General features: G+C 63.4%; 13 protein-coding genes. 6 read left to right on the forward strand and 7 right to left on the reverse strand.

The features are described from left to right. Positions 1 to 103: 103 nt before the first annotated feature. Positions 104 to 964, reverse strand: coding sequence for an NmrA family NAD(P)-binding protein (locus E4P29_RS10730; protein WP_135044491.1), 861 nt, complete (start codon positions 962 to 964; stop codon positions 104 to 106). Positions 965 to 1,046: 82 nt separating this feature from the next. Here E4P29_RS10730 and E4P29_RS10735 point away from each other — a divergent pair, with 82 nt between their 5' ends. Further along, positions 1,047 to 1,760: a TetR/AcrR family transcriptional regulator gene (locus E4P29_RS10735; protein ID WP_209205369.1), complete on the forward strand. Its 714-nt coding sequence runs from the start codon at positions 1,047 to 1,049 to the stop codon at positions 1,758 to 1,760. A gap of 106 nt (positions 1,761 to 1,866) precedes the next feature. Here E4P29_RS10735 and E4P29_RS10740 read toward each other — a convergent pair whose 3' ends face one another. Further along, a complete protein-coding gene (locus E4P29_RS10740; protein WP_135044495.1) occupies positions 1,867 to 2,517 on the reverse strand; it encodes a methyltransferase domain-containing protein in 651 nt (216 codons plus the stop codon). 63 nt (positions 2,518 to 2,580) lie between these two features. Between E4P29_RS10740 and E4P29_RS10745 the strand changes: the two genes are divergently transcribed. Continuing rightward, entirely contained in the window at positions 2,581 to 4,020 is a 1,440-nt protein-coding gene (locus E4P29_RS10745; protein WP_245154259.1) for an FAD-dependent oxidoreductase, read from the forward strand. Here the strand turns inward: E4P29_RS10745 and E4P29_RS10750 are convergent. After that, positions 3,992 to 4,603, reverse strand: a complete 612-nt coding sequence (locus tag E4P29_RS10750) for a CDP-alcohol phosphatidyltransferase family protein (RefSeq protein WP_135044499.1) — start codon at positions 4,601 to 4,603, stop codon at positions 3,992 to 3,994. The two genes, E4P29_RS10745 and E4P29_RS10750, sit on opposite strands and share 29 nt — an antisense overlap. Next, a complete protein-coding gene (locus E4P29_RS10755; protein WP_245154260.1) occupies positions 4,600 to 5,268 on the reverse strand; it encodes a VTT domain-containing protein in 669 nt (222 codons plus the stop codon). Before E4P29_RS10755 ends, E4P29_RS10750 begins: the two co-directional genes overlap by 4 nt. A gap of 143 nt (positions 5,269 to 5,411) precedes the next feature. Here E4P29_RS10755 and E4P29_RS10760 point away from each other — a divergent pair, with 143 nt between their 5' ends. From E4P29_RS10760 to E4P29_RS10775, 4 genes are read left to right on the forward strand one after another with little or no spacing between them, the layout of a single operon-like run. Next, positions 5,412 to 6,647, forward strand: a complete 1,236-nt coding sequence (locus tag E4P29_RS10760) for an ABC transporter substrate-binding protein (protein WP_080735772.1) — start codon at positions 5,412 to 5,414, stop codon at positions 6,645 to 6,647. Beyond that, positions 6,644 to 7,483 carry an ABC transporter permease subunit gene (locus E4P29_RS10765; protein WP_135044501.1) on the forward strand — a complete coding sequence of 280 codons (840 nt, stop codon included), beginning with the start codon at positions 6,644 to 6,646 and terminating at the stop codon, positions 7,481 to 7,483. The genes E4P29_RS10760 and E4P29_RS10765 overlap by 4 nt, the downstream gene beginning before the upstream one ends. Before the next feature lie 11 nt (positions 7,484 to 7,494). Then, positions 7,495 to 8,268 (forward strand): ABC transporter permease subunit, encoded by a 774-nt coding sequence (locus tag E4P29_RS10770; RefSeq protein WP_245154261.1) that lies wholly within the window; start codon positions 7,495 to 7,497, stop codon positions 8,266 to 8,268. Beyond that, positions 8,265 to 9,296, forward strand: a complete 1,032-nt coding sequence (locus E4P29_RS10775) for an ABC transporter ATP-binding protein (RefSeq protein WP_135044505.1) — start codon at positions 8,265 to 8,267, stop codon at positions 9,294 to 9,296. Before E4P29_RS10770 ends, E4P29_RS10775 begins: the two co-directional genes overlap by 4 nt. Before the next feature lie 238 nt (positions 9,297 to 9,534). On the opposite strand, the gene E4P29_RS10780 is transcribed toward E4P29_RS10775, so the two are convergent. The 3 genes from E4P29_RS10780 to E4P29_RS10790 all read right to left on the reverse strand — a co-directional run bounded on the left by E4P29_RS10780 (position 9,535) and on the right by E4P29_RS10790 (position 13,067). Then, a complete protein-coding gene (locus E4P29_RS10780) occupies positions 9,535 to 10,581 on the reverse strand; it encodes a hypothetical protein (protein ID WP_135044507.1) in 1,047 nt (348 codons plus the stop codon). A gap of 1,185 nt (positions 10,582 to 11,766) precedes the next feature. Next, a complete protein-coding gene (locus tag E4P29_RS10785; protein ID WP_135044509.1) occupies positions 11,767 to 12,180 on the reverse strand; it encodes a hypothetical protein in 414 nt (137 codons plus the stop codon). Further along, positions 12,177 to 13,067: a nucleotide-binding protein gene (locus E4P29_RS10790; protein ID WP_135044511.1), complete on the reverse strand. Its 891-nt coding sequence runs from the start codon at positions 13,065 to 13,067 to the stop codon at positions 12,177 to 12,179. The genes E4P29_RS10785 and E4P29_RS10790 overlap by 4 nt, the downstream gene beginning before the upstream one ends. Positions 13,068 to 13,122: the final 55 nt, after the last annotated feature.

Consider the following 13,122-nt stretch of genomic DNA (forward strand, 5'->3'; position numbering starts at 1 on the left):
CCTCCGTGTCGGTAGCCGGAAGAGTGTGCACCGCCGATGGGGTCTTGCCGCAAGCCCCCAACTCAGCGATAAACTGAAGGCAACGGCGGCGGGCACGGCTATATCACGTCGCGCATTCACTCGACACGAGAAAGTCACGCGTAGTTCGTGGTTCGCGACCGAGCAGTTCGCCCAACAGCGGGTCGGTACCGGCGAATCGGCCGTCGTGGGCGGCGAGAAAGATGCCAAGGGTGAAGCGAGCCATGAACTCGTTCGCACCTGCAGCCACGCGATCGGCGACCCACTGCTCCTCACCCACGATCGATACCTCGATCTCTCGACCCACGACTTTCGACGCGATGGCCGCTACCTCGGTCATTGTCGGGGCATCGCGGGCCGTCAACACCGTGGGGCCCTCGTATGCGCCATCCGACGTGAGTATCGCGGCGGCAGCTTCCGCCGAATCCGCTCTGTCGGTCCACGAAACAGGGCCGTCCACGGGTATGGATACAACGCCGGTCTCGCGCCAATCGCCCATGACGAAATCGAGGCTGTGTGCGTAGAAGCCGTTGCGTAACGACGTCCACGCCACACCACTGTCGGCCAACATCTGCTCGGTCGCAGCATGATCGCGCGCAGGCTTGAACGGACTGTCGAGCCCCGCACCCTGGTGACTCGTATAGAGAATGCGTCCGGCACCGGCGGCGACCGCCGCGTCGATCGCGTTGCGATGCAACGCTGTCGCGTCGGCCCCGGGATCGCTGGACGAGACGAGCAACACCTGGTCTGCCCCGTCGAACGCCGTCGTCAGCGAGTCCGAATCGTCATAATCGCCTCGACGCACCTGCACGCCACGATCCGCAAAGCGCTGCGCCCGAGCCACATCGCGAACCGCGACGGCGATCTCCGAGGGGTGAACGAGTTCGAGTAGATGGTCGACGGTGGCACCGTTCAACGCCCCGGTAGCTCCGGTGATGACGATCATGACGACCTCCTGTTATCAATGGAATTAGAAAAATGCTAACACCGGAAACACAACGATAGCAACAGTGCGTTATCGTCGATACGTGAAGGATTCGTCGACGAGCACCAGAGACAGCACACGTCGACGAATCGTCGATGCCGCAGCTCGGCTTCTGCAGGAAAACGGCCCGGGGGCGGTGACCACTCGCGGCGTCGCCGAGTCGGCCGGGGTTCAGGCACCGGCCATCTACCGATTGTTCGGGGATAAGAATGGTCTGCTCGACGCCGTGGCCGAATATGTCATGGCCACCTATGTGTCCACCAAGTCCGAGATCGCAGACAATGAGCTCGCCGAGAACGGTGACCCCGTGGAGGATCTGAGAACCGGATGGCGCGCACAGATCGAGTTCGGGATCGCCAACCCAACCTTGTTCGCTCTGCTCAGCGACCCTGCTCGAGTGCCCGATTCTCCCGCGGTCCGGGAAGGAGAAGCCGTTCTCGCGGCACGGATTCGCCGGATAGCCCGCGCCGGCCGACTTCGGGTCACCGAGCAGCGCGCGGTGGAGCTCATTCATGCCGCGGGTACGGGTGCTGTCCTGACCATCCTCGGCACACAGCACGATCGCCGAGACGTCGGACTCGCCGACGAGCTGTTCGATGCCGTCATGCGCCACATCGTCGTCGACACACCTCGGTATCCCGAAAGCTCTGCGCACGGTGCAGCGATTGCCTTGCGAGCATCGATTTCCGACATCGACGTACTGAGTAATTCGGAGCGGCAGTTGTTGGCCGAGTGGCTCGATCGGATATCCGGGTGACGATGCACCCGATGCGCGGACGCTGGTGGTATGGCCGCACTAATTGACTCGATCGCCGTTCGACGAGGCAGACCTCGCACGACGACGAGCCGTTCGACGCCACCGTTCATGAACTCGGCTCTGCCGAGCCAGAGTTGACAGTCCCGACGCGAATCTGGATATGGCCTCCGCGGACAGCGCGGACCGAAAGATCCCGCAGCAGTGGCGTCATCGCCGTCCACGGATGAGCCTCGATGTCCGCCCCTCCCAGCCGACACGCAAGCTTCGCGAGCGGCGTCCACGCAGCGGCTCGTCCGACGGGCCGCTGCATGTCGACGACGGCCACGACGCCGCCCACCCGCGTAGCCGAGATCATCGATTCGAGCGCCGCCTGCCACGGCGTCATCAGCGATAGGGCGTAGGTACTCAGTGCCGCATCGAACGGGGCCTGCTCCCCCAGATCGGCGGACGTCAGGGCGGTGGCGTCGGCGGGGATCAATGTGACATTCATCCACCCCGCGCGGGCAGCTCGAAGTCGGGCCTGTTCGAGCATCTGCGGGCTGGCGTCGATTCCGGTGATCCAGCCGGTCGGGCCGATCATCCGCTGCAACCCGGCGAAGTTCAGCCCCGTCCCGCAGCCGAGGTCCAGAACATGGCTTCCCGCAGGCAGATTCAGTAACTCGAACGCCGCGTCCCGTCCCGCGCGATACACCGGCCATTCGAAGGAGATCACGTCGTACAGGCGCGCCGAGAAGGTGTACTTGGTCGGTCGTCTCATCTCGGGTCTCTCCAAGGCGCGGGCATAGTGGGAGGTATGGGAATCCGTCGTTCGTCTTCGAGTGTGCCCGACAGCCGCGCCGACGTGGTCGTGGTGGGCGGCGGTACCGCCGGCATCGTGGCAGCAAAGACCGCGGCCGGCTTCGGCGTTCGCGTCGTGTTGGTCGAACGTGACCGCACCGGCGGTGACTGCCTTTGGACCGGGTGTGTGCCGTCGAAGGCCCTGCTCGCGGCGGCCTCGGTGGCTGAGACGGTTCGATCCGCGTCCCGGTTCGGCATCGACACCGAGCCACCGCGCGTGGATTTTGCACGCGTGATGCAGCACGTGCACGGGTCGATCGCCGAGATCGCGCCGATCGATTCACCGGAGGCACTCACTGCGGCCGGGGTCGACGTCATCAGCGGTGACGCCGTGTTCACCGGTCCGAACACGGTGATGGTCGGTACGCGAAGACTGCAGTTCGGGCAGGCCATCGTGACCACCGGCGCGCATCCCACGGTGCCGGACATTGACGGCCTCGAGCACGTGGACTACCTGACCAGCGACACTCTATGGCATCTGGCGACCCTGCCCGAGCGGCTGCTCATCGTCGGAGCCGGATCGGTGGGTTGCGAGATGGCGCAAGCATTCTCGCGTCTCGGATCCGACGTCACCCTTGTCGGACGGTCAGCGACGATCCTTCCCCGCGAGCACCCTGAGGCCTCGTCGATACTGACGCAGGCCCTGACCGACGAGGGCGTACGCATGCTGACCTCCACCGCCGTCGTACGCATCGACGACGGCTCGGCCACCACCGACACGGGCGTCGAGATCGACTTCGATCGGGTACTCGTCGCGACCGGACGGACTCCGCGGACCGCGTCTCTCGGCTTGGACTCGGCCGGTGTGGAATTGGACGGCAACGGATTCGTGCAGATCGACGAGCATCTGCGGACCACCAATCCCCGCATCTGGGCGGCGGGAGATCTCACCGGTCATCCACAGTTCACGCACACTGCCGGTGTGCACGGCAGTCTGGCCGCGAGCAATGCTGCACTCGGCCTGAACCGAACAGTGAGTACGACGGGGACGCCGCGGGTGACGTTCACCGATCCCGAGATCGCCTCGGCCGGAATCGATGTGCGAACCGCAAGGCAGCGTGGTTTGCGGCTGCAGACACTCGATCACCATCACGTCGATCGTGCCGTCACCGAGAGAGCGACGAACGGATCGACGACGCTGGTGCTCGACGCCAAGCGACGCATCGTCGGAGCCTGCGTGGTGGGACCGCGCGCGGGCGAAACGATCGGGGAGCTGATCATCGCCGTCGAGCAGGGTCTGCGTACCCGCGATCTCGCCGGGGCCACGCACCCGTATCCGACGTACAACGACGGTCCGTGGAACGCCGCGATCGCAGACGTGAAGGCACAGTTGGGTTCTCCGGTGATTTCCCGAGCAACGGCCGCACTGGCGAAGGTGCGCGGCACATGGATTGTCAGGAAAGAGCGCGATACCCGGCGATAATCCGTTGGGTGGAGCTCACCGCGACCACCGCCGCCCAGACCACGGCGATCTGCCACGAGATGCCGGGTAGCAGCAGCCAGAGACTGTGCACCGCAATCGTTTCGGCACCCTCGGCCAGGCCCCCGAGGAACGACAGCGAGCGGCCGTCGTCGATGGTGCGACCGGTGCGCTCGGCAATGGAGGAGAACGCAAGAAACGCGGTCCCGTTGATGTAGTACGCCAACAGCACCAGCAGGAACGGCCACCACGGGGCGTCGTATCCGGCCGAGGCACCCACCGCAACGCCCACCACCGTCGTTCCGTAGACCACGAAATCGGCGGTGATGTCGAAGAATCCGCCGGCACCGCCCGTAGTGGAACGCCTACGCGCGAGAGGCCCGTCCAGGCCGTCGGCGATGCGGGAGACGATCCACAACACCAACGCGAGCAGCCAGAACTGCAGGCCGGCGGCCAGTGCACTACCGAGGCCCAGAACGAGTCCGGCAGCGGTCATCCGGTCGGGTGTGATCGCGGGGCGATCGAGTGCGCGGGCACAGTGATCGAGTGGGCCCTCGAGGTGTCGGCGCAGAAAGCTGTCGATCATTCGGCAGCTCCGGTGAGTCCCAGACGCCGCGCCAACAGCGCCGAGCCGGCCGCGATCGCCAGGACCGCGAGCAATGCAATGGCGAACGGCCATGAGAGCGGCGAGGTCCCGTAGGCACCGAGCGCGGTGTACGCGACGGTCGCGGGCACGATACCGATCATGGTGCCCACCACGTAGTCACGTTGCCCCACGGCACTGACTCCGGCCGCGTAGTTGACCAGGGAGAACGGCAGCGGCACCAGTCGCACGAGCAGTACCGACAGCAGTCCCCGTCGTCCGAGCATGGCGTCGAGCCGGCGGAGCCTGTCCCATTCGGTGCGGGCCACCTGGCCGCGGCCCAGCGCCCGCGCTCCCCAGTACCCGAGATACGCCCCCATCGTGGCGGCGAACACCACGACGGTTGCGCCCACTGCCAATCCGAACAGCAGTCCCGACGCGATGGTCAACGTGCTGGCGGGAAACGGAGTGGCCGACAGGACGGCATAGAGCACGACGAACAGCGCGATGCCCCAGGGCCCGGCCGACGACACTCGATCACGGATGAACGACGGGTCGGGTAGGTCGACGGTGCCGAGCACGATCACCAGAGCGATGACGACCACGGCAGCCGCGAGCAATTTGAGGGTGGTGCCGCGGCGACTACGCGTCGGGCGGTCCTGCGTCACGGTGGTGCCTCTCGTCCGGCGGTCAGGATCCATTGTGCACACGACCGGTGTGCCCGCGTGTTCAGCGGTTGTCTCATTCGACCGATTACGGTGGTGAGGGCAGCGTCGACGACGGCTGCGTCGGTTGATCTGGAGGACCCACGGTGATTCGTTCAGTACGGTGCGCAGTGACGATTGCGGCGAGCGCAGGGCTACTGCTCACCGCATGCGCGGCACCATCATCGGAGGCTCCGCGCGCCGAAGACTTGTCCTGGAGCGAGATCCAGGAGCAGGCGCAAGGACAGACGGTCTCGCTGTGGATGTACGGCGGCGACGAGCAGGGCAACGCCTATGTCGACGACGTGCTCACGCCGGCGGCGGCCGAGGAAGGTGTCACGCTGCGCCGCGTGCCGGTCGAATCGACGACCGACGCAGTCAACCGCATCCTCTCCGAGCGACAGGCCGGGGTCACCGACGGCGAAGTGGATCTGGTGTGGGTCAACGGCGCGAACTTCGGCACCGGTAAGCAGGCCGGGGCGTGGCTGTGTGGGTGGACGCAGAATCTGCCGAACATGGAACTGACCGATCCCGAGGATCCGCTGTTGCGCGACGACTTCGGCACTCCGGTCGAGAACTGCGAATCACCCTGGCACAAAGCTCAATTCACCCTGGTCTACAACGCGGCAGCCATCCCCGATCCGCCGACGACATTCGACGGCGTGCTCGACTGGGCTCGCGCGAACCCGGGCCGCTTCACCTACCCCGCTCCCCCGGACTTCACCGGCTCGGTGTTCGTGCGTGAAGCGTTGACCAATGTATCCGGAGGCGTCGACGAGGTCCCCGCTCAGTTCGATCAGGACTCCTACGACCGACTCGCCCCGGCACTGTTCGATCGATTGAACGAGCTCGCCCCGTCACTGTGGCGCGAGGGAACGACGTATCCGCAGTCTTCCTCAGAGCTCGACGCCCTCTACGCCGGTGGCCAGGTGGACATGACGATGACGTACGGCCCGGCGACCCTCCCGAAACTCGTCGCCGACGGCACCTTCCCTCCGGAGACCCGCGTCCTGACCCTCGACGAGGGAACCGTCGGGAATGCGAGTTTCCTTGCCATTCCGTCGACGTCGGGGAAGTCGGCCGCGGCGCAGGTGGTTGCCAATCTCGCGTTGTCGCCCGAGCAACAACTCGCGAAGGCGACGCCGGATGTGTGGGGCCAGTTCACCGTGCTCGATATCGACCGATTGCCCGATGACGCCCGCGCCAGGTTCGAGGCGTTGCCGAGTTCGACGGTTCTGCCGTCCTACGAAGAGCTGTCGGCCAACGCGCATTCAGAACTGTCAGCCGACTGGGTCTCGCCGGTCGACGAGGGTTGGCGTCGAAGCGTGCTCGCCGGTCAGTGAGCGCGTCCACGAAGAGCTTTCGCGGCACAGCGGCGGTCCTCCCCGCCGTCGTCTTGGTTGTTCTCGTCGTCGGCGGCGGTCTCGGAACCGTAGTGCTGCAGAGCCTGGGTCTGATGCCGTTGGTCGGAACCCCCGAACTATCGGTCGACGCGTACTCCGCGCTGGGCGACGACCTGTGGCGCTCGGTGGTGCTGACACTGTCGATCGCCATCGTGTCGACCGCCTTGGCCACGGTGATCGGGCTCGCGGCGGCGCTGACGGCCTTGTCGGGTGGACGCGCCGCGTTGGTTGCTGCCGGGTTGACGGTCACGGTGCCGCACCTGATCGGGGCAGCCGCGATAGCATTGCTGTTGGCGGATTCGGGCATGCTGCCCCGCATTCTCGGCATGACCGACGGCGGCTGGCCGGAGTTGGTCGGTGGGAAGTGGTGGGTCGCCGTCGTCGCCGAATATGCCTGGAAAGAATCGGCTTTCGTGGCCGTCGTTGTGGCCGGGACTCTCGCCACCCGAGTAGCCGCATTCGACGAGACGGCCGCGACCTTGGGTGCCGGCCGGTGGGCTCGGCTTAGGTTGGTGACACTGCCTTTGGCTCGGCCCTCGCTGATCGCATCCGCGGCCATCGCGTTCGCCTACACGGTCGGCTCGTACGAGGTAGCCCGCATTCTGGGTCGCCCGTATCCGGAGCCGTTGTCGGTGATGGCCATTCGACTGTTCACCTCGATCGATCTTCAGACGCGTCCGCAGGCAGCTGCTGCCGCGACGATCGCCACCGCTCTGACGGTGGCCGTAGCCGCGGTGGCGCTGCACTATCTGCGCAGATCGGCAGCGTGGAAATGAACAGGGTGGAAGTGAACAGGATTCTTCCCGCTGTCGGCAGGTCCGTTCTGGTCCTGTGGTTCCTGTTGCCGCTGATTCCGGTTGTCTTGTGGGCCATCAGCAATCGCTGGTCGTTTCCCGGATCGGTTCCCCAGGGATGGGGATTCGACGGCGTCCGCAGCGCCCTCGATGCCGGGGGCGTCGATGCTTTTGCGCGGTCTACCCTGCTCGCTCTCGCCGTCGCAGTCATCGCAACGCCATTGGGCGCGTTAGCCGCTCGCGCACTCGTGAACGGTTCAGTGCGTTTCCCCGCTTTCGTGGCCGGGGTTCTCTTCGCTCCGCTGGCCCTGCCCCCGTTCGCCGTGGCATTGGGACTCGATGTTCTGGTGCTGCGCTCGCGCATTCCGAGCACGGTGGCGGTGATCGCGTTGCTGACCGTTGCGGCCATCCCGTACACGACGTATTTGATGCGAGTGGCATTCGGCGCGTACGACATCGGCTACGAGGAAGAAGCTCGGACGCTCGGTGCGTCGAGCGCCATGGTGCTGCGACGGATTCGCATTCCCCTGTTGGCTCCGGCGCTGGCGGGTGCGGCACTGCTGGCGTTCCTCGTGGCGTGGAGCGACTACGTGATCACGCTGTTGATCGGTGGAGGCAGACTGGTCACCGTGCCCATCCTCGTCGCCTCCTTCGCTGCCGGGACCGGTAACGATTCGGTGGTGGCTGCACTGTCGGTAGCTGCCGTGGTGCCGCCGTTGTTGTTGGTGCTCATGCTCGCTCGGCTACGTCGTAGGAGTGCGCGATGAGCGTCGAACTGGCCGTTCACGGACTCACGAAAGTCCATGCCGGTCAGTCGGTTGCGGCACTCGACTCACTGGATCTCACCGTGTCGCCGGGATCCTGCACGGCGATTCTCGGGCCGTCGGGTTCGGGCAAGAGCACTGCACTGCGGCTCATCGCGGGATTGGATTCACCCACCGCCGGCACGGTGCGCATCGATGGTCGCGAGGTGAACGGCGTTGAGGCCGAGAACCGCGGCGTCGGGATGGTGTTTCAACGTCCGATGTTGTTCCCGCACATGTCGGTACTCGACAACATCGGCTTCGCGTACCGCGCTGCCGGGGAGAGTCGTAAGCGGTCGCGCGAACGTGCCCGGGAGTATCTCGACCTGGTCCATCTCGGTGCCATCGGGGGCCGAGCGGTCTCCGAGGTGTCGGGTGGGCAAGCGCAACGGGTGGCGTTGGCGCGTTCGCTCGCCGGATCCCCGCGAGTGTTGTTGTTGGACGAGCCGTTCAGTGCGCTGGACCCCGTGTTGCGCACAGAGATGCACGACCTGGTTCGCGAATTGCGCTCGACGTTGGATCAGACCCTGCTTCTGGTCACCCACGATCAGCAGGAAGCGGCGGTGCTGGCCGATTCTGTGGCGGTGCTCATCGACGGTCGACTCGAGCATCACTCCGATATCGCGACTGCCTACACGCGACCGAGCACGCTCGCAGTGTCGCGGTTGATGGGTGGTGTCAACGAAATCGAGGGTCGGTGGGATGGGGTTAAGGTGCATCGCTCCGATCTCGGGGAATTGGAGGTCGAGGGGGTTTCTCTGCCGGCCGGGCCGGCCGTGTTGCTGTTGCGACATGAGCTGATTACTGTGAATGACAACGGGATTCGTGGGGTTGTTTCGAGTCTGCGGCCTACTGGATTTCGCAGCATTGCCGATGTGACCGTGGGGTCGACAGTTGTGAAGGTGGAGTTGGGGGCGGGATCTGCGGTGCGGGTCGGGGATGCAGTGGGGTTGAAGATTCCGGGTGAGGCGAGGTTCGTTGTTGCAGGCTGAGGTCGGGGATGTGGCGGTTCGCAGTACTCGTGCTACGGGATCCGTCGTTCGTGCTCGCATCGCCCAAGCTACGTAAACTTCAGTTGGCTCATCGTCAAGAGATGTTGACGGAATGCATCTGGTAGCTCGCTGCCGTTGTGTGCCGAGGTTCTTCGTCATCGATGACGACATGACCTGGGCGAGTTGACCACGGAGTGGTCAAGATGACGGCGCAATAGGAGGCCACGGGCCGCCGCCCTCAAGTCGTGCGCGGCAACCCGTCCAAGGCTAGCTCCTCATCGGTGTATTCCTGCGACCGCTTGAGAAGTGCTTCTATCGACTCCGTCGGGCTGTGCTCGCGGACGGCGCGCGCTAGACCACGCGAGGATGCATTCCTTTTGCGCTGTGACTTGGCATCCTGCTCAGCCTGATCGTGCAGCGGGAGTCGGGTGCGCAACAGCTCGATCGACGTCTTTCGAAGCCCGAATAGCGTTTGTCGGTGCGCTTCGAGAGCGCGGGACCAGTCGCGGGCAGTGTCAACACCGCGGTAGGAGTAGTCCGCCGGTGTGTGGAAAACCTCGTGGGAGAGTGCCCTGAAAGCGATGTCGGCATTCGCGACGTGCTCCAGCACTGGCCCGCTATCGGTGATGATGCGTGCGTACATCAGGGCCGCATCTGCTTTCGCGGAAGCATCCACCAGCACGGTTCTAAGGGCAGAGAGCCCTCCTTCTGCAGCGGTCTGAGTAGGAGTTGGGCCATTGGCGGAGTGCTGCTGCGCTTCTATTCGCGCCGTGCGGTAGCTGTCCACCGCGGAGTCGAAGGTGTCGAGCGCGAACCACATGTCCGCAACTGCTTTGACGTTCTCGCGGCGGTGTGAGTACACGCGATCGGAAACTGCCTTGGCTTGCGACTCCTCAAGTGCTCGCTCCGACAGCGCGTAGGAGGCACGAGACTGTGATAGCGCCTCTCGCGACATCTTCTGCGAACGCTTATTGCCGAGAAGAGCGACGATGATCGCGAGCAGGGTGAGAAATGCAGCAACGTACCCCGACGCTGGTCCCCACTCGACCCGCGCTCCCCACCAACGATGGTCGATGGCCCACGGCACGACTAGGATGGTTATCAATGTAATGGACACAGCAGCAATAAAGAGTGCAGACCAAGCTTTCAGCGTGTGGGTCGTTCTTTTCGCCGCCCGCCCCCGGTCCCGGTCCCGGTCCCTGAGCGCGCGTACAGCGCGCACTGTAGCCAAGTCAGGGGACTGCGTCGACGAACTGAACTCGTGCCGTGTTTCTTCGATGGGCATAACTCCGCCTTGCTTCTATGCGTCAGTTGTTAACGAATTAGCTGCTTGCTGGAATGCCATTCCGGGAAGCGATACGACATCCCGGACGGGTACCTAGGTTTGTGCTCGGCTGCAAGGACACTCAGGGTCAGAATGCACGAGCCTTCATACGCCGGTCGGCCGTAGTCGCGAGAAGGGTTCGCGATAGTCATCGTCATCGAGTAGATCCCCGGGCGCGTTCGATCCGAGCGATGAGTAGTTGTTGGTTCATAGTCTTGCTCGGATTGACTCCAAGAACTCCTCCCGCTGAGTTCTACGCCAATGTGCGTCTAGCGGAACGCCGGGCCAGTCTGTCAAGCTGTGGCGCCCCAAGACGTCAGTACCCGATGGAAAACTACCGGTTCCGTCCCAGCGGACCCAACTCTTCCCGATCTCCATCAGAACTGCCGTAGTTTTGGTCATGCGTTCGTCGACGGCACTGCAGAAGGCGTGTTCGAATGCCTCAGTGTTCGTAGGCCCTAGTGATTGCGAACTATCGAGGTGTAACAAGGCACTCCGAAAAACGCTCCACTCATGAAGTCGCTTCATCCAGACCGACCAGAATGGCTTCGCTTCTCTTGGGTCAAAAACCAAGCTCACTTCTGTATTCAGCGCATGTGCATCCTCTAAACCCGGCATGACTTGATCCGTGATCCATGAACCGACATCCCGGTTCCGCACACATTCAATCAGCCCGAGATCATCGAGGTCCCTTAGGGCGGTAGCCCCTAAGATGAGCCGACGACCCAGCATGCCCGCCGCCTCAGCGTGGCGTTGAGCCACAGCAAGTTTCAAGTCTTCGTTCCGCTGCTCACGCGCTAAGTTCCGATCGTGCTTGAGCTGCTTCCGCAGAACTAACACTGCTACAGCTAGAGCTAGGCCAGCCCCCGCAACGGTTTGCAACACATCCGCCGCCCACTCGGGCGAAAACACCTGATTAGCGAACCGCTCCCACCATTGCATGATCGCAGCCTAGAGGTGGGCATCAACGGGGCGGCGGCTAGCTACAATCCACTGCTATCGAAGCATGCCGAGCGGCCGGACGAGGCTCGCCGAAACAACGAGTATCTGAACCTCGCTTGACGGCGTTCATTGAAATTCCCCACCCGTGTCGCACCGCCACGGGTGAGAACGGGACGAACGAACATCGATCGCTGTCACCAAGGTTCAGACAGTAAAGCTCGACCCGCATACAAGACAGTGGATTGATTGTCGGTGCTCGCTGGGGACCTTGACCGGTTCCTCCGGATGGCAAGGGGACTGGACGATGTCCATATCGTTGGGCTCGACCATGGCTTCCGGCACGTCGCCTGTTTGCGTGATCTCCAAGCCGGACTCATTTGATAGCTGGGCGAGGATGTCCGGCATAGCACGAGCCTGAGCGTAGTCGAGTTGTTCTTTGGTCCACCATTGATAAGCCCCTGCTGGTACGCCGCAGAGAGGACAGAAATAGGTCTCTGCGGACGGCTCGCCTGCGCCTTCTGCGTTAGCTGGTCCTAATTTCAACTTAAACTGTTGTTCGCAGGTTGGGCACTCTCGGCGCAGAAAGTTGTCGTCGTCGGCGGGGATCGCTACGTTCATGTCATACTCACGAACTCTTCTTGTTCGAAGTCTTGTCCGTCCGCGGTGCGACCGTTAATGAGCAGGGTGAAGTAACGCTTGTTGTCACCCATCGCGATGTTCCCCATATAGTTCAAACGAATCGATTTGCCGGGAGGGAGCTTGGGAACTGGCAGTGGTTCGTTGTCCCGTAGGAGTCCCTGTCCCGTTGGGTTGACCTCTTCCACGTCGACGTCGAACGCATCACCAGGGCCTCTGTTGGTGATCTCGACGTAGTCGAGCTTGTTCCCACCCCGGGTATGATGCGTTGCGGAAAACCCCGGGCGCGTGGGATGTTCGGACCTAGGTATTCTTTTCCCGAGCGGGGTACCGCCTCCTGGTGCGCCGGGGGGTGTCAATTCGGAGGACAGCCAATCCGAGCCTGTTTCTTCTAGTTCGCACCCAGCGGTGGCTAGGCGACTTCGAAGCGCATGCCGCTTCGCGGGGGTGCCATCAAGGCGGACAGTGTGCCGGCCATGGATGTCGCTGAACTGTTTGATACGGCCAAACTCGACGATAATGGTTCGACTTGGGTTTCGGCCCATTGCAATGCCTGCCTCGAAAAGCACGTTAGGACGAGGTTGTGGCTGGGGGGACGTTTCAGGATCGCCCTCATCTGCCAAGTCGCCGCGGAGGTAGGCGATGTCATCCGGCGTTTCTAGCACAACGATAGCTTGCGCGATCTCGAATGCCTTATCAAGAACCTGACCGATGTATGGAGCACCCTCACCGGTCTCGTGAACCGCCTGGTCCCACTCGATCGGGGACAGCCCCAAGGCGCGAAGGAAGGCGAAGACCTGGTTCCGCGCTGTGTCATTACGCCCATGGATCACGAATACTTTGCGTGGGTTAGGGGTGGGTGTTGTCACACTTCCACTATATGGGGGTGGGTCCGACAGCACATTGCGCTTGATGGAGGTACTG

The organism is Rhodococcus sp. 1R11 (genome assembly GCF_004563845.1).
Taxonomy (GTDB): domain Bacteria; phylum Actinomycetota; class Actinomycetes; order Mycobacteriales; family Mycobacteriaceae; genus Rhodococcoides.